Raw genomic sequence first — 17,970 nt, forward strand, 5'->3', positions numbered from 1 at the left:
GCATAGATATACCTCTTTCTTAACTATGCTTATCTTACCTCATATTTTCGAGATCCTTAACAGGTTCTTAGAAATATTAAAAAGTCCAGATCAGAGTTTACAAGATGTCAGCGTAGAAAATAGAGTAAAGAGTTTGAAGTTATAGCTCTCTTAAATGAAACTCTAATGAGGGTGCCAAGATCTAGATCATTTAGAAAATTATAGTGGGCTTTACATCTTATTAATTATAAATTAACTTACTATCTAATCGATCCCTAAGTCATGTATGAGTAACATTTTGATAATATTAGCAGCAGGAAAGAGCAGTAGAATGAATTCTGAATATTCAAAAGCGTTGCACCAAGTGGGAAATCTTACTCTTTTAGAACATATAATTTCTAATGCAAAATTGCTGAGTCTAAAAAGCTTATCAATTGTTGTTAACAACTCCCTTCTAAAAGATTTAGAAAAGTTTGACACCCTAAAAAGTATAATCGATCAATACAATATAAAACTAATAATTCAAGAAGATATTACAGGTACTGGCACTGCAGTTAAAATTGCTCTAGAAAATCTGGAGGACTTATCTGATCAAGACATAGTTTTAATACAGTATGGAGACACTCCTTTTATATCTAGCGATACAGTTATGAAAATGACTGATTGTTTAAAGTATAATAATTTAGTTCTTCTTGGATTCAATAGTCAAGATGAACAATATGGAAGATTAGTAATTGATAATTATGGAAATGTTCAAAAAATCCTAAAAAATGGAGATAAAATGCTTCTTGCAAACTCTGGAATAATGGCTTTATATGCTAAAGATCTCTTTACCTTAGTAAAAGAAATAAAATTCAATAATTCGACCAATGAATATTGTCTTAATGATATAGTACCCATTGCAGCAACCAATAACTTGAGTGTAGGTTATGTAGTTTCTGATGAAAGAGAAGCAATGGGAGTAAATAATAAGGAGGATTTGATTAAAGCCGAACACTATTTTCAAGAAAGAAAGCAGCCAACTTTTCTTTCATAACTACATTTTTTTATTCACTAATTTAAGTTGACATTTATTTTATACTGGTTTTATAATACCTTTTGATTCTTACTTGTAAGATAATTGGTACGACAAATTTTCCTAGTTGTAGTGAGAGGGTGTACATGGGGATATTAATAACAGGTGCTGCAGGTTTGATAGGGTCAACCTTGGTGAAAAAGTTAGAAAACCAAGGCCATGAAGTAATAAGCTGCGATATTAGGTTTCGCGATAATCCACTCAGTTTTTTTTCAGAAGATATAGTACCACTACTTGCTCAGTGTACAGGAATCATTCATCTGGCTGCAATTTCTAGAGTTATACATGGTGAACTTTATCCTACACTGTGTCGAAAAATTAATGTTGATGGTACAATGCGGTTTTTAGGGTTATGTAAGTCACTTCCAAATAAACCATGGTTTATATATGCAAGTAGTAGGGAAGTCTATGGAGAGCAGAAGGAACTGCCAGTTACAGAATCTGCTAGTATCGATCCAATAAATAATTATGCCAAAGGTAAAGCATTTATTGAGGAACAAATAACAAGTTCAAAAGATTTTAATGTAGCAATATTACGCTTTTCAAATGTATACGGTGGTTTACTAGATCATAACAGTAGAGTAATTCCTGCACTCTGTATTAATGCATTAAGAGGTGATCCAATTAAAATAGAAGGTAGAGAATGTGTTTTTGATTTTACCTATTTGGATGATGTTATAGAGGGTATATGCTTAACTGTTAAATATTTACAAAGCGAAAAATCTTCTCTTCCTGCTATTCATCTTACTACTAATAGCCCATGTACTTTAGAAAACTTAGCAAAAACAATATTAAAAGTCACGAAAAGTGATTCTAGAATTGATTTTTATCCTCCAAGAAATTTTGATGTAACTAAGTTCCATGGTGATTTTACTAGAGCTAAAGAGCTACTTGGTTGGTCTCCAAAACATTCATTAGAAGTAGGATTAAGTAAATTTATAAAAAGTCTACAAAACAATACACAAGAATATCCTAACAATATAGATATGGTAATATATGAAAATATTAAAAGTTATTCATGGTTACCCTCCTTATTATAGTGCTGGTTCAGAGGTTTATAGCCAAACTCTTGCTCATGAACTAGCAAATAACAATGAGGTACAAGTATTTACTAGGTATGAAAATAGCTTTTTACCTGATTTTTATTACACTACAGTCCTAGATAGTAGTGACTCTCGAATCTTACTGCATTTAATTAATATACCCACAGCTAAATATCGTTACAAATTTATCAATGAAGAAGTAGATATACAATTTAAAAGAGTAATAGATAACTTTCAGCCAGATCTTATACATTTTGGTCATCTTAATCATCTATCAATTACTTTACCAGAAATTGCTTTTAAAGAAAATATACCTACAATTTTTACGCTACATGACTTTTGGTTAATGTGTCCAAGAGGAAGGTTTATTCAACGCAATTCTGAAGATTTGTTACAGCTTTGTGATGGACAAAAGGATCAAAAATGTGCAACCCAATGTTACAAAGGATATTTTACAGGAGATGAAGAATTCCTGAATTCAGACATAAATTATTGGGAACAATGGGTTGCAACTAGAATGAAGCACACAAGGAAAATAATAGACTATATAGATTACTTTATTTCCCCATCGAAATTCTCGATGGATAAATTTATTCAGGATTTTAATGTTCCGATAAACAAAATTTCTTATCTTGATTATGGTTTTGATCTCAATCGTCTTAAGAATAGAAATAGAGCACAAGAAAAAGAGTTTATTTTCGGTTATATTGGTACTCATACTCCCGAAAAAGGTATTGATCTATTATTGAAAGCTTTTTCTCACTTATCATCTAAAGTAAAACTTAGAATTTGGGGAGCAGCAAGAGAAGAAACTAAAGCTTTAAAAGCGATTGCCAATCAGTTTTCACCTGTTGTTAAAGAAAGAATAGAGTGGATGGGAAGTTATGATAATAATAATATAGTTACTGACGTATTTAATAAAGTTGATGCAATAGTCGTTCCTTCAATTTGGGGTGAAAATTCACCGTTAGTAATACATGAAGCACAGCAACTTAGAATACCAGTTATAACAGCCGATTATGGTGGCATGGCAGAATATGTAAGAGATGGACTATTGTTTAAGCACAGAGATGCAAGTAGTTTATCAGAAAAAATGCAAGTCCTATCTACAAATCAGGAGTTATACAATAAACTTACCCAAAAAGGCTATCCTTATACTGAAAATGGAAATATACCTTCTATAAGTGAGCATACTGAAAAACTTAACAAGATTTACCGTAATGCTATTGAAAAGAAAGGCAAATCAGTAGCTGTTAAACCCGGTCCTTGGAGAATTACTTTTGATACTAATCCAGATTACTGCAATTTTGCTTGTATAATCTGCGAATGTTTTTCACCATACAGCAAAGTTAAAGAAGAAAAGAGAGCTAAAGGAATAAAACCTAAGATACTGTCGATAGAAACTATCAGAAAAGTAATTAAGGAAGCAGCTGGAACACCTTTAAGGGAAATCATTCCTTCTACTATGGGTGAGCCTTTAATGTATAAAAGCTTTGATGAAATAATCAATTTGTGCCATGAGTTCAGCCTTAAGCTTAACCTCACAACCAATGGTTCTTTTCCTATTAAAGGAGCTAGAAAATGGGCTGAACTATTGGTACCAATTTTATCTGATGTTAAGATTTCCTGGAATGGGGCAACTAAAGAAACTCATGAAAGAATCATGAAAGGTTCAAAATGGGAAGTAGTGACAGAAAATTTAAAAACTTTCCTTGAAGTTAGAGATAAATACTTTAGCGATACAGGTGAAAGGTGTACCGTTACTTTACAATTAACATTTTTGGAAAGTAATTTACATGAACTCTATGACATAGTTAAGATGGCCATAAAGAACGGCATAGATAGAGTTAAAGGACATCATCTTTGGGCACATTTTGAGGAAATTAAGGATCTATCTATGAGAAGAGATGAGTTAGCAATTAGTAGATGGAATACAGAGGTGAGAAGATTATACGAACTTATAGATAATATGCTATTGCCAAATGGTAAAAAGATAAAATTAGAAAATTTCACAATCCTTTCTCAAGAAGGTATTAAGGATTTGGCTCCAGGTGGTCAATGCCCATTTTTAGGTAAAGAAGCATGGATAAACAATGAAGGAAAGTTTAGTCCTTGCTGTGCTCCAGATGAACTCCGTAAGACATTAGGAAATTTTGGTAATGTTAATGAGGTTAAACTCGAGGAAATATGGCAGAGTAGTGAGTACCTAAGCTTACAAAAGAATTATTTAAATTACAAATTATGCAAAACATGCAACATGAGAAAACCTTTGATCAATTAATCAAAGATAATCTTAGATCTATTAAAATTTCACCGTGTGAGAGCTTTCACGAATTACTAGGAAATCCTTTGTATGAAAATAGGTTTATAAAGGTTGGTAAATTTCATGAGCCCGGTCTTGCACCGGTTTATGATCAGACAGGTGCTTATCATATCAATGTAAGAGGAGAAGCAGTTTATCATCATAGATTTCTAAAAACTCTTGGATTCTACTTCAATAGAGCAGCCGTAGAAGATGATACAGGGTGTTACCATATTGATCCATCTGGATGTAGAGTGTACAAACAGTCGTATCAATGGGTTGGAAATTATCAGGAGGATGCTTGTATAGTTAGAAGACATGATAAATGTTTTCATATCAATTTCAATGGCAACAGGATTTATCAGGAGGAATATGATTATGTTGGAGATTTTAAGGATGGTATCGCTGTGGTCTATAAGGATGGTAAAGCTACACATATTAATCATCATGGAAAGTTAGTACATAATAAATGGTATAAAAAACTTAATGTTTTTCATAAAGGGTATTCTATTGCAGAAGATCAACATGGTTGGTTTCATATAGATATTAATGGTGATCCTGTTTACCAGCAGAGATTTAAAATGGTAGAAGCATTTTATAATGGGATAGCAAAAGTTGAAACTTTTGAAGGTGTGTTAGGACAAATCGATATTACCGGAAATGTAAAGTTTAGTATTTTTGATTTAGGTAAAGAATCTCAAGTGCATAGGATTTCTGCAGAACTTTCAGCCTTTTGGAAAACTTACCTAACAAGCGTTGCTATTGAACTTGATTTGTTAAATATTTTACCTGCAACTGTGCCGTTTTTATCTAAAAAGTTAAACATTATCGTACCAAATCTAGAAAGGCTGTTAAGGGCGTTGTGGGAAATAGGGTTTATTGATTACGATAAGGACGAGGACTTATGGAAACTATCATCAAAAGGTAAGTGTTTTAAGGAAATACCATTTTTGCCAAAAGCAGCAACAATGTGGGCAAGAGTTGCCGCTGAAAAGAATTGGTTAAAGATTGCTAATATACTAAAACAGGAGTCAATCTCTTCATTTGAATCTTTTAAGGAAAGAGAAGCATCAGAAGATAAGAAAATAGCGTTTTACCAGGCATTGCTAGGATATTCTAGATTTGATACTAAAGAGTTTAATTCTAGAATTAATATAGATGATGCTAAGAATATATTGCTATTTGGTGTACATTCTTTATTTCTTGCTTATTCTGATATACACAATAAAGGTTCCATAGGCCTATATAACGAACATAAAGTGCCAAGACAGTTAGTAGAAAATTTAAAAGTCAAACTTATAACTCAGAAAGAACTATCAGCTACAAATTATGAATTAGGTGTCTTTTGCCGCTTTCTGCAGCATTATGATGATGATAAAGTATTATCTTATTTAAAATTGGTCAAAGGAATATCTCGTATTTTATTGATAGAAACTATTTTAGATTACCGCTCTCCAACTGGAGGCTCTGTAGATATTAATGTAATGGTTGAAACAGGAGGTAAACTAAGAACATTAAGCGATTGGGAAAAAATATTAAAACAAGTAAAAGGGTTCAAAATTTTTGCTGTTGTGCCTTTAACAGATTACTTATCAGTCATTGATGTCAGGTATTAATCATATGGAAATACTACAAAAAAATGGTTTTTTTATTATCAAAAATCTGGTTCCTTTAAAGCTAATAACTCAGTCTTTAAGTGATATAACAAATAAGATATCAGAGCTATCCCAAGAACTAAGTGTTTCAACTTCTGACTACTTAAACTGTACCGGCAGATGGGGCACGTCATCTCAAGCAACTAGAATTATCTCTCAAGCATTAGATAAAATTATTAAAAATTACCTTGAAAAGTCACTTCAGTGTCAGATACTGCAGAAAAAATCAAATGTTATATGTAAAACTGCTGATTTAATAGATGCAGTTCCCTTCCATCAAGATATCTCCTATAGTTTCAATGATCCTTACCACTTTTCTGTTTGGTTAGCTTTGAATAATGTAAGTGAAACTTCAGGTGCACTGCAAATTATAGAAAACAGTCATAAATGGGAAATACAGCCTTTAGTTGATTTTTGGTACCCATATTTTTTTGATCAGTACTCAAGTAATCGGGAAAATTACAAAATTAAGTCACTACCTATTTCAGCAGGAGATGCGATAGTTTTTGATTCACGGTTATGGCATGGTAGTGATAAGAATACAGATGCTAAAGATAGATTTGCTTATGTAACAAGGTGGATTGTAAAAGATCAAGATCTTCCCTATGTGCCAAAACCTCAGCCTTCAGTTTTTGGTATACTCAATTGTGGTGAGTTAACAGAATCTATACTGAGAGAATGCTTGTCATTGTTTGGCTACCAGGAAAGTATAAAAGCAAAAAACATGGAAGAACTTATCAAGAGCTGGTTAGCCTTTATTACAGACACAACTACAAATATTTCTGAGATCGACACTACTGAGGCTAAGCGAGATTTATATAAGCTACTTATTCTGAATCGAGCATCAGCACTACATGATGCTGGAGACATCTCAGGAAAAATATACAAAAATTTATGGTTTTCACTACTTGTATTTCTCAATAAAAAAGTCAACGTAGTGGAGCTAGCATTGTAAATGAACAGAAGTAGAGTTGATAGCTTCAAATGTGTATTGATGTTCATCTTGAATATAGTATCTAAATTCAAACTTAATGTACTTATAATGTCTTTAGTTGCCCTGGTGGTAGCTGTTGATTTGTCTTTTAGAAAGTATTTAGTAAAAAATATTCTAGATACAGCTGTAAAATATCAGGAAGGTAATGTAATTGAAAATCTTTTATTGCCTGTAAGCGCTTATCTTGGTATGGCATTACTTATCACTACTGCTTTTAGATTCTATGGCTATTTTGTTGACATTCGAATGTTTACCTTAATGCGTCAAAAGATAGCTGATATGTCTTTTTGTAGGCTACTCCAACAAGACCATTCCTATTATCAGAACAATTTATCTGGAAGCTTAGTACATAAGGTCAGTAACTTAATGGATAGTGTGATAGAGTTAATAAGATTGCTTATAGATTGTTTTTTCGGTTACAGCATAGCATTAGTCTTAGCTATTTATACCTTATCATTAGTAAACATAAAATTTGCAATCGCTACATTCACTTGGGTAAGCATTTTTATTTTAGTATCGACTTTCAGCTTTCGTGTACTTACTGAACTAGCTGATAATTACTCTAAACAAAATTCACAAGTAATAGCTAGTATAGCAGATAGTATTTTAAATGTTATATCAGTAAGACTATTTACTCAGCAAGCACATGAGAGACACAAATTTTTTCAAATATGCAAGAAAAGAACTATTGCAGAGAGAAAATTACAATGGGCATACTTTTGTCTTTGGTTTATATATGGCTATTCATTCGATATACTCCAAGCAGTAAACTTGTATTTTTTAATTCATGATTATCAATTGAACAAGATCGCAATAGGAGATATTGCTCTTGTACTTGGAATTAATATATCGATTATAGAGTTTCTTAACCATCTAACTAGAAATCTTACCCAATTTTCTACTCATTTCGGCAAAGTTTCAGATGCATTGCCAATCTTGAATACCGTACCAGAAATTCAAGATAAGGAAAATGCTAAAGAATTAAATTTATTAAGTGGAAGAATAACGTTTAATAATGTTTCTTTTTCTTATGAAGGTCTGGAGCCATTATTTCAAGATTTCTCAGTTACCATTAATCCTTGCGAAAAGGTAGGCCTAGTTGGTTATTCTGGAGGTGGTAAATCTACTTTTATAAACTTAATTCTAAGGCTATTTGATGTTAAAAAAGGTAATATACAGATTGATAATCAAATAGTATCAGAAGTTACACAGAGTTCTTTGAGGAAACAAATATCTGTAATACCTCAAGATCCATTATTATTTCATGATACTATTTTAGCAAACATCATATATGGTAGACTTCAATCTACTATCGAAGAAATAATGAGAGCTGCAAAGCTGGCTGGTATTCACGATTTCATTATGACTCTACCAGATCAATATGGAACTACAGTTGGAGAAAAAGGCATCAAGCTATCTGGAGGAGAAAAACAAAGAATAATAATAGCAAGGGCATTTTTAAAAAACTCTCCAATATTATTTCTCGATGAACCAACTAGTCAGTTAGATTCTATAACAGAAAAAACAATTCAAATGAGTTTATTCAAATTGATGAAAAATAAAACTACGATTACCATAGCACACCGTATTTCTACACTTTTACACATGGACCGAATTCTAGTATTTAACAAAGGAAAAATTGTCCAAGATGGTAAACACGCTGAACTAGTTTCTAAACACGGTCTTTATAAAGAACTTTGGAATGCTCAAATTGGTTGTTTGAATGGAAAAAAATAAGATGGAAAAAATTATTGATCTGAGAAGTGACACTACAACTCTGCAGAGCTCCAACGTTATACATGCAATAAGTAATGCAACTGTTGGAGATTTTGCTTATGGTGAAGACAAAAGCTGTAATGACTTATCAGAATATTGCAAACAATTATTCAAAGTAGAAGAAGCATTATTTGTAACCAGCGGTATGCTTGCAAATAGATTAGCCATTGCCAGTCAAACAAGTCCTGGCGATGAACTAATAACTCATCATAATTATCACGCTAATTTTTTCGATAGCGCAGGCAATGCAAAAGTAAATAATATCGTATTTAATTGTATTAGAAATAATAGCGGAATCTTAGATGTTGATGAAGTAGAATATGCTATTAATTCTAAGCCGAGGTATAAAATTTTCGCTCAGGTGAGTCTTGTTTCTATAGAAAATAGTATAAATGGGTTTAATGGTAAAATTTATCCTTTTGAAAAACAAGTCGAGTTATATCACTTTTTAAAAGCTCACAATGTAAATCTTCATTTAGACGGTGCAAGAATATTTAATGCTCATATCGAAACAAATATTGCTTTAGCAGATTATGCTAAATATGTTGATACAATGAGCTTTTCTTTTACTAAAGGACTTGGCGCTCCTTTTGGTTCAATGCTTATGGGTAAAAGAGAGATAATTGAAAGGGCTAAAAAGTTACAGGTTTGGCTAGGTAGTGGTTACCATCAGATAGGGTATTGTGCTAATGCAGCAAAATATGTACTACAGAATAATATTTCTAGGCTTAAAGAAGATAATAAGCTCGCTAAATTATTTGCAGATAAGATTAAGGAAATTCCACATATAAAGCTGATACTACCTTATCCAGAAACTAACATAGTAAGCTTTAGTATAAAAGAACTAAATGTGACTAATGAGTTTTTTTTGAGTAAATGCCAAATCTATGGTTTATTGCTTTTTCCTTGGCTCGAGTCTCATATAAGAGCAGTTACCCACCTTGGCATAAAGGAAACAGACATCATGAAAGCTGCTGAAATTATAAAGGAGGTTGTATTAAATTTAATATGAGAATAAAAATAGATTTCTTTAGCGATTCAAACACTGACCCTTCAGCTAAAATGAGGGAAGCGATGGCTAAAGCAAAAGTTGGAAACGAAGCTGCATGTGAAGATCCAACTGTGAACGAATTAGTGGCAACCGCATGTAAAATGTTAGGTAAACCTGCAGGAATCTTTTTGATTTCAGGAACAATGTCCAATGTAATTGCTTATAAAGTACACATTCAAAGACCTGGTGATTACTTGCTGCTTGATGAAACTTCACATCCGCTCATAGTACAATCTGGCTTGATCGCAGCCCAGGCACATGCCACTCCTTTGCCCATCAAAGGTACGAGAGGAATATTTACTGGAGAACAAATTGTTGAGTTTATTACTCGTCCTAGTTTAAGAAATATTCCGAGAGTTGGGCTTGTTTCTATCGAACAAACGACAAATTTTGGTGGTGGAGCTGTGTGGCCTTTAGAATATATTCAAGAGATCTCAAGTCTCTGTAAAGAGAATGACATATTCACTCATTTAGATGGAGCAAGACTGTTCAACGCTTGTGCTCATACTAAAATATCTCCAAAGGAGTATGCAAGTTATTTTGATTCGGTATTCATTGATTTTAGTAAAGGATTAGGTGCTCCAATGGGCGCAATATTGCTTGGAAGTGAAGATTTTATTGAAAAAGCTTGGTACTATAAGTTTCAAATTGGCGGAGGTATGCACCAAGCTGGCATTATTTCAGCTGCATGTTTATATGCTCTACATAATAATGTAAATTCTTTAGAAGAAGACCATAAAAAAATGCAGCACCTTATAGAAGGCCTAGGCTCTATAGATCAAGTTATAATTGATATCGACCTGTATAAAACTAATATAGCGTATTTTTCATTACGTACTAATTGTATATCTATTCAAGAATTAATAAACGTACTAGTTACAAATTATGGAATTAGAATGGCTAACATCAAAGGTAAAATCAGAGCTATAACACATAGAGATATAAGCTATGAAGATATTAATGCTACTGTATCTGCTATAAGAAAGATACTAAGTAAGTAATTTTCTGCACTAATTGTTTGCAAACTTCTTGTCAAACAATATTATACCAATATAGTATTATGCTAGCATCTGCATAGAGCTATTTGGGAATAGGTGTGAACTTTGTCTTCTTTCAATATTTACTATTCTTCTGTGGATATATGCTGCTTTATTTATCAAGACAAAGTATACCAATTGCTCTGCCACTGTTAATAGATACTGACCATGTAAAATTAAGCTATTTTTTTGCCTGCTTTTCTTTTTTTTATGGAGTATCAAAATTTGTTAATGGAATAATCATGGACTCCAAAAATAATCCATTATTTATGTTTGGGCTATGCAATATTGCAACTGGATTATTAACCATTGGTATAACTTTATCATATAATAATCTAACTTTATTACTGTTAACATTAATATTATTAGCTTGGACACAAGGGTTAGGTTGGCCAGCTATTACCAAGTTTATGGTTACAAACTCTAGCATCTCTTCAATTGCATCATCATGGGGAATTATGAGCGCATCTCAGCAACTTGGTTCTTGTATTACTTTAATTGTATTACCAAGTATAATCAAAATATATGATGCAAAGAGTGCATTTTTGTACTCTGGTCTCTTATGCTTACTTTTTGGAATTTACATAATATTAAAAGCATATCACAAAGAAAGTGCCAACTTTACTACCTATTATAAGGTGCAGAAATCTCAGATAGGTATCAAAGTGAAAAGTTCCATATGGTTTCTATGTTGTGCTACTTTTTGTGCTTATATTATAAAAATGGGAATCTTTTTTTGGTTTCCTATAATTTTAAGGGATAAATTACAAATTTCTCTTGTACAATCCTCACTAATAACAGGCGTATATGATTTAGGTGGAATCCTTGGAACTTTAATCACAGGAAGAATTAGTGATATGTACTTCTTTCAAAATAGAAGCTTGCTGGCATTACTTTACATGTTGGGTATAGCACTCACTTTTATTGTAATGAATTTTGGTCAAAACATAATTCTTATGAACCTTGGTGCAATCTTATCAGGATTCTTTATATTTGGAACGCAAGTACTGACAGGTGTTATAGCTGTAGAAATTGCTCCACAAAATAATGTATGTGCAATTGTAAGCTTAACAGGATTATTTGGGTATATTGCAAGTTCAATATTTTCATGCGTGCTCTTAGGAGTACTTGTTAAGCACTGTGGTAACAGTATTATGTTTTCATTTTTTTCCATTTGCTCTGTTGTTGCACTCGTTTGCTTTTCCATATTATCAAGCAAAGACTTAAAAAACTAAGTAAAGCGGTGTAGAAAACATTTCCCAACAGTTAAACTTTGTAGATAGATTTTTTACCCAAGGAATAAACATGGTAACCATATCTTAGTAACAGCTCATTATCTAATAAATTACGGAAATCAAAAACATTAGGTGCAGCCATAATACTCTTTAAACTTGCAAAATCTTGATTTTTAAATTCTTTCCACTCCGTTAACAATAACAAGGCTTCCGCGTCCCTTGCAGCCCCTATAGCATTATCCGCGTACTCTATATCCTTTAGAACTTGCCTAGCATTATCCATCCCCATTGGGTCATATGCAGTAATTTTAGCCTTGTTATTCACTAACAATTGTGCAATATCTATAGATGGGCTATTTCTTACATCATCAGTACCAGACTTAAAAGTTAGCCCCCATATCGCTATTTTTTTATTTTGGACTCCATTTAATAGATATTCTACCTTTTTAGCAATGTTTGTTATATGATTATAGTTAGATTCCTTAACTGAATTTAAAATTTGTAGCTTGACATTGTGATCTTCAGCAAGCCTTATTAAGGCCGATAAATCTTTAGGAAAACATGATCCTCCAAATCCTGGACCAGCTTTGAGAAACTCCTTACCTATTCTATGGTCCATTCCCATACTGTTAGCTAAAAGGTCAATGTCTGCTCCTAATAGCTCACATAAATCTGCCATCTCATTGATAAAAGCAACCTTTGTTGCTAGAAAAGCATTAGAAGCATATTTAATCATTTCAGCAGTAACTGTATCAGTGACTATTAACGGAATATTCTTATCTATAAATGATTTATACATAACTTCTAGTTTTGCCCTAGCTAGCTTAGTTTTTACTCCTATTATTATCCTATCTGGGTATAAAAAATCTGATACTGCAGAGCCTTGCTTGAGAAACTCTGGATTAACCCCCAAATCAAAGTTATAGCCCTTATTAGATAAATAATTATATATATTTTCTGCAGTACCAGGAGGAACAGTTGACTTTATCACTATTAAGCAATCTTGATTAACTCTCTCAGAAACTTCACTTACTGCATTATATACATTCTTTAAATTTGCATTTCCTAGGGAGTCTGATGGAGTATCTACAGTTATAAATACTACTTCTGTATTGGGATTTATTTGAAAATACGAATCGAAAAATCTTATCCTTTGTGACTTTATATTATTCTCTAAATAATCTGCTAATCCAGGTTCATATAGAGGAATGTTCCCTGATTTCAAAAGTTCAATCTTCTCAGTATTTATGTCAATGCAATCAACTTTATGGCCCTGCTCCGATAACATTGTACCAGATACTAAGCCTACATACCCTACTCCTGTAATAGTTATGTGCATTTTATTATCACCTTAAAAATATAGCTTAGCATCTAAAATAAATACCATTAACAATTATAAACTTTTGTTGTTACACTATTTTTCTTAATTGCCTTACCTTCCGAATAAGCTATAAATAAGGTTGATGGTATTAATATCAAAGTACCATATAAAGCACTTTTATCAGGTAATTCATTAAATATAACGTATGCTACTATTGCAGAAATTATTAGTTCTATGTATCTATACGGTGCAAGTGCAGTAGCATCAGTAAGAGCAAAAGCTTTTAACATGAAGAACATAATTAGGTTTGAACTTATTCCTAAAATCAGCAGTAATATTAATTCTGACAAGGAAGGCATATGCCAATAAAATAACAAAGGTGGAGTAGAAAAAATAGTTGTTGTTAGAGTTGAATAAAATAACATACTTATTACTGACTCTTTTATTACAAGTTTCTTATTAAGTATATCTAATATAGCAAAGATCAATGCAGATACAATAAAAATAAGAATTTTAGGATTAAAATCTTCACTATGAGCTTTGGTAGCAATAGCAATACCAACAAAACCAATAATAGTTACTATCCATCTTTGCCAAATTATATTTTCCTTTAGTAAAGGGATTGCAAGAAGTATAACAAATAATGGTATAGAAAAACTTATAATCGTTGCAGTTACTATGGGGAAAGTAGTCAATCCATAGGTCCATAAGACCATTCCACAAAACAAAAGTGCACCTCTAGTTATTTGAATAGATATTTGACTTGTTTTAAAAGCTTCTATTCCATAGTAAAACATAAAAGGTACAAGGGTAATAGTGGTAAACAGAAAGCGGAAAAAAGTTATTTCAAAACTCTGAAGATGTAAACTTAGATATTTTGATATAGTATCATTAGCTACACTACTAAGTAAGCTAAGTATAAACCAGATAACCCCAAACAAATAAGCTCTCAATCTGTAATCCATAAAGCTTCTGATTTAATAGATACGACGTACTCATATAATTTTACTACAAAACTAATAATATAAAAGTTTTCTGATGTACGTCCCCAGAATGTGATCGTAAGGGTCCATTATAAATAATTCGGGAAATTTCGTCTCTGTAGACATATTAAGAGCTATGTAACGAACGTTTGTATTTGTGAGTAATAGTAAGGCTCAAGGTAAGGAAAATGCTAGTGAGGTAAAGCAGAATAACGTTGATTTGATAATTTAAGCTCATTCCCTCTTGCTACATCTCTCTTTAAATATCTCCTCTTTTGCAGCAGGTCTATAGAATTATACAGAGTATTTTATCTTCCAATACAGGCAATCTTGACGTTCTTCCATGGCATTTCTTCTGTTCTTGAACTTTTTCCCACTCTGGGCGCACTTTTTCTACAACCTTTTCGAATTCTTCTATTTTCAAACCTGTTACATCTCGAAAATTTCTCGGATGTTCTTTTAGATTATGGTAGTTTAAGCTCATCTTCCCTCTCTATTCTCTTGCTATACCTCCCTATTTTATAACCATTCCTACTCTTTTGCAGCAGGTTTAAAGAAATACTAAAGGCAAAAGATACGCTTGCGTAGTTCGAAAGCTTTCTATAGGATAAGTCTCACCTGATTTACAAATAGAATTGTTATGTTAGATGTTTGCTATTTACTCTTAAGCTCATTTTAACAGCATTTTGCTTTTTTTAGTATGTAGGGGTTTTCTAGGAATTGTCCCATTGAATTCTATGATATTATTTTTTGTAACATTGTTATACACATCATGATAAGGGGGCTGGCGAAGGGTGTCAAGTGGTTTTTTAGCCACGTTTCCCTGTTATAATGTTCGTTTGCTTGACCTAAGATCCAGGAGTATTTAAACTGAACCCTATATAGTACTAAAAATGATAGGAAATCTAAATGGAGTAGTTGATGAAGTGCGCAGTGATCACATAATCCTGAATGTGAATGATGTTGGCTATATGGTGTATCTTTCAGCCAAAACTTTAAGTGCTTGTGCAATTGGAAGTAGAATCAAATTACTTATCGAAACCTATGCAAATAACAGAGAAAACACTACTCAGCTATATGGTTTTATAAGCAAAGAAGAACAGCAGTGCTTGAGGTTGCTTGTCAAAGTAAGCGGCGTTAGCTATAGAACTGCAATGTCAATTTTGAGTAAATTAACTCCAGAACAGCTATTTTTGGCAATTATGAATGAAGATAAAGTAACACTCAAGATGAGTGGACTTGGCCTGAAACTCATAAATCGAATCATCACTGAATTGAGTGGCAAAGTAAGTAAACTAGAAATAAATAACAATAACTTTAATCCAATCAATGAAGATGTACTTTCAGCTTTGATCAATCTTGGGTATGAAAAAATGAAAGCTTATGATACGATAAAAAAAATACAAGACGAATCGTCAAATCTGGGCACTAAGGATATTATTCGCATAGCGCTTAAGGAGCTCTCAACATTATGAAATCAATATCGTGCGGTAAAGAATATACTGAAGATGCACGCAATATCAACATCAGGCCTAAGCAACTTGATGATTTTGTCGGGCAAAAAGACTTAATACAAAATTTAAAAGTGTTTATAAACGCTGCACAGACGAGAACTGAAGCTTTAGATCACGTCTTATTGTACGGTCCTCCAGGGCTTGGCAAAACAACTTTAGCACAAATTGTTTCTAAAGAATTAAGAGTTAGCTTTCGCGCAACTTCTGGTCCTTTACTTAGTAAAGCTGGGGACTTGGCTGCAGTGCTTACCACTTTAAATGCAAAAGATGTTCTATTTATCGACGAAATCCATAGATTAAATCGCAGCATCGAAGAAGTTTTATATACTGCTATGGAAGATTTTTGCTTGGACATATTAGTAGGTGAAGGTCCATCTACTCGCACTTTAAGGATAGATCTACCACCATTTACGCTAATTGGAGCAACAACACGGCTTGGATTACTTTCTGCGCCACTCAGAGATCGTTTTGGCATTCCTTTGCATCTTGAGTTTTATTCCTTTGAGGAGCTGGTTAATATTATAAAAAGAGGCGCAAGAGTTCTTTCTGCTGAAATTGAAGAGGATGCAGCACGGGAAATTGCCTGCCGTGCGCGCGGCACTCCAAGAATTGCTTTGAGGTTACTCAGAAGAATAAGGGATTTTGTTGAAGTGAAAGATGATAAAAAAATCACTTATGAAGTCGCTGATTCTGTGTTACTAAAATTGGGTGTAGATAAAATGGGACTCAATAAACTTGATATGAATTATCTAAGATTTTTATTCAACACTTCAGGCCCTGTTGGAATTGACACCATATCTATTGCGCTATCCGAAGATGTTGGCAATATTGAAGAAACAGTAGAACCTTATTTAATCAAAATTAGTTTTGTAAAGCGCACACCAAGAGGGCGCGTTCTAACCGATCAAGCAAAGGAGTATTTGAGCTTTCAACATTAAACGTCATAATTTATATTGACTAATTGAGATAATGCTCGTATGTTGACATTTGTGTATTAAGGATAATGGAGGCATATATGTTAGATAGTAATGAAACTGTATCTTTGATTGTTGATTAAAATATTGCTGCTGGTAGCGTATCTGGGTCAATACCGAATAAGGATAAATGTAGGTACGTCACTCTTGATGATGAAGAAACATGGAAGAGGTTGTTTGTAGATCAGAACAACCCTTCTACTAATACTACTAATAAAGTAATAGTGAAACCTCATGTTCATAAGAATAGCGGTAGTATGTATGGATATACTGCTGAGGAGACCAAATATCATGGTCGGGGAATTGTAGGCAAAGCTGCTAAACAAATTGAAGAAGAGATATCTAAAAATATTGACGCAGAGCTTATAAAATTAAGAGAAACTAAAAATATAGATAACAGTGTTAAGCCTGTCATAAGAATTGCGCTGAACGATTATATAAAAGAAGTAAACTTGCATGATATTCTAAGTGGTAATATGTGCAAAAAGTACGATGTAAAGACAGTTACGTTGCTACTACCTGACCAAAAAACAAGGGGGGTACGTTGCCAAATTGATAAGGATGGGGCAAGAATTTATGAAGTGGCTAATGGGTCATATCAAATGACTTTAAAGTGGAATGCTCAAGGAAAAGAATGTAATATTAAAATTAATATTCATGATAATGGCTCCGTAGAACTTATTGAGGGTAATGGTGTTACTATGGAGCAATTAGCTGCACATAAAGAAGTAAAAGTGGGAAGGCAATATGAAGCAAAGCCTTTACATGAAGTGTTAGCACCACAATTGCCACAAACACAATTACAACAAAGCTCTGAAGAAGTAAAATTTTTGGAGCAGCATTCAACAAATGTAGAAGACTTGAGCGGCGCATCACAAAAGCATCAAGCTCCTGCTGCTTCAAAATAGGTAAAGTAGTGAAAATTCAGTATAAGTTGCTTGCATCTGCAAGTAACTTATACTCTTAGAACCTGTTTAAAATCTTTGTAATAGGAGAGAAATGAAGGAAAGGACAATCATTTGCAAGCTGGT

General features: G+C 32.9%; 15 protein-coding genes. 12 read left to right on the plus strand and 3 right to left on the minus strand.

All coding sequences use genetic code 11. The features are described from left to right. Nucleotides 1-265 precede the first annotated feature (265 nt). The 9 genes from OZD63_RS02255 (at nt 266) to OZD63_RS02295 (ending at nt 12,147) form a co-directional block, all read left to right on the plus strand. Nucleotides 266-1,015, plus strand: coding sequence for an NTP transferase domain-containing protein (locus tag OZD63_RS02255; protein ID WP_274980068.1), 750 nt, complete (start codon nt 266-268; stop codon nt 1,013-1,015). A gap of 125 nt (nt 1,016-1,140) precedes the next feature. Then, nucleotides 1,141-2,094: an NAD-dependent epimerase/dehydratase family protein gene (locus OZD63_RS02260; protein ID WP_274980067.1), complete on the plus strand. Its 954-nt coding sequence runs from the start codon at nt 1,141-1,143 to the stop codon at nt 2,092-2,094. Then, on the plus strand, nt 2,051-4,378 hold the full coding sequence (locus OZD63_RS02265; protein WP_275008017.1) for a glycosyltransferase: 2,328 nt from the start codon (nt 2,051-2,053) through the stop codon (nt 4,376-4,378). The genes OZD63_RS02260 and OZD63_RS02265 overlap by 44 nt, the downstream gene beginning before the upstream one ends. Then, entirely contained in the window at nt 4,339-6,015 is a 1,677-nt protein-coding gene (locus tag OZD63_RS02270) for a WG repeat-containing protein (RefSeq protein WP_274980065.1), read from the plus strand. The genes OZD63_RS02265 and OZD63_RS02270 overlap by 40 nt, the downstream gene beginning before the upstream one ends. 4 nt (nt 6,016-6,019) lie before the next feature. Continuing rightward, nucleotides 6,020-7,009, plus strand: coding sequence for a phytanoyl-CoA dioxygenase family protein (locus tag OZD63_RS02275; protein ID WP_182321276.1), 990 nt, complete (start codon nt 6,020-6,022; stop codon nt 7,007-7,009). Further along, a complete protein-coding gene (locus tag OZD63_RS02280) occupies nt 7,010-8,785 on the plus strand; it encodes an ABC transporter ATP-binding protein (RefSeq protein ID WP_275008018.1) in 1,776 nt (591 codons plus the stop codon). It begins immediately after the preceding gene. A 1-nt stretch (nt 8,786) separates the two neighbouring features. Beyond that, entirely contained in the window at nt 8,787-9,836 is a 1,050-nt protein-coding gene (locus OZD63_RS02285) for a threonine aldolase family protein (protein ID WP_410543728.1), read from the plus strand. After that, a complete protein-coding gene (locus OZD63_RS02290) occupies nt 9,833-10,876 on the plus strand; it encodes a threonine aldolase family protein (protein ID WP_274980062.1) in 1,044 nt (347 codons plus the stop codon). Before OZD63_RS02285 ends, OZD63_RS02290 begins: the two co-directional genes overlap by 4 nt. Nucleotides 10,877-11,016: 140 nt before the next feature. Next, nucleotides 11,017-12,147, plus strand: coding sequence for an MFS transporter (locus OZD63_RS02295; protein ID WP_338062836.1), 1,131 nt, complete (start codon nt 11,017-11,019; stop codon nt 12,145-12,147). 31 nt (nt 12,148-12,178) lie between these two features. Here OZD63_RS02295 and OZD63_RS02300 read toward each other — a convergent pair whose 3' ends face one another. From OZD63_RS02300 to OZD63_RS02310, 3 genes are all read right to left on the minus strand, one after another. Then, nucleotides 12,179-13,486: a UDP-glucose dehydrogenase family protein gene (locus OZD63_RS02300; RefSeq protein ID WP_275008019.1), complete on the minus strand. Its 1,308-nt coding sequence runs from the start codon at nt 13,484-13,486 to the stop codon at nt 12,179-12,181. Nucleotides 13,487-13,533: 47 nt separating this feature from the next. Continuing rightward, nucleotides 13,534-14,433, minus strand: a complete 900-nt coding sequence (locus OZD63_RS02305) for a DMT family transporter (RefSeq protein ID WP_274980059.1) — start codon at nt 14,431-14,433, stop codon at nt 13,534-13,536. A gap of 304 nt (nt 14,434-14,737) precedes the next feature. After that, complete coding sequence (locus tag OZD63_RS02310; protein ID WP_155968442.1) at nt 14,738-14,935, minus strand: hypothetical protein; 198 nt, start codon at nt 14,933-14,935, stop codon at nt 14,738-14,740. A gap of 409 nt (nt 14,936-15,344) precedes the next feature. On the opposite strand from OZD63_RS02310, the gene ruvA reads away from it, so the two are divergent. From ruvA to OZD63_RS02325, 3 genes are all read left to right on the plus strand, one after another. Continuing rightward, nucleotides 15,345-15,926, plus strand: a complete 582-nt coding sequence (gene ruvA / locus OZD63_RS02315) for a Holliday junction branch migration protein RuvA (RefSeq protein WP_274980058.1) — start codon at nt 15,345-15,347, stop codon at nt 15,924-15,926. After that, a complete protein-coding gene (gene ruvB / locus OZD63_RS02320; protein ID WP_274980057.1) occupies nt 15,923-16,903 on the plus strand; it encodes a Holliday junction branch migration DNA helicase RuvB in 981 nt (326 codons plus the stop codon). The genes ruvA and ruvB overlap by 4 nt, the downstream gene beginning before the upstream one ends. A 209-nt stretch (nt 16,904-17,112) precedes the next feature. Continuing rightward, on the plus strand, nt 17,113-17,847 hold the full coding sequence (locus tag OZD63_RS02325; RefSeq protein ID WP_274980056.1) for a hypothetical protein: 735 nt from the start codon (nt 17,113-17,115) through the stop codon (nt 17,845-17,847). Nucleotides 17,848-17,970: the final 123 nt, after the last annotated feature.

It is taken from the genome of Wolbachia endosymbiont of Drosophila leontia (genome assembly GCF_028981785.1).
Classification (GTDB): domain Bacteria; phylum Pseudomonadota; class Alphaproteobacteria; order Rickettsiales; family Anaplasmataceae; genus Wolbachia; species Wolbachia pipientis.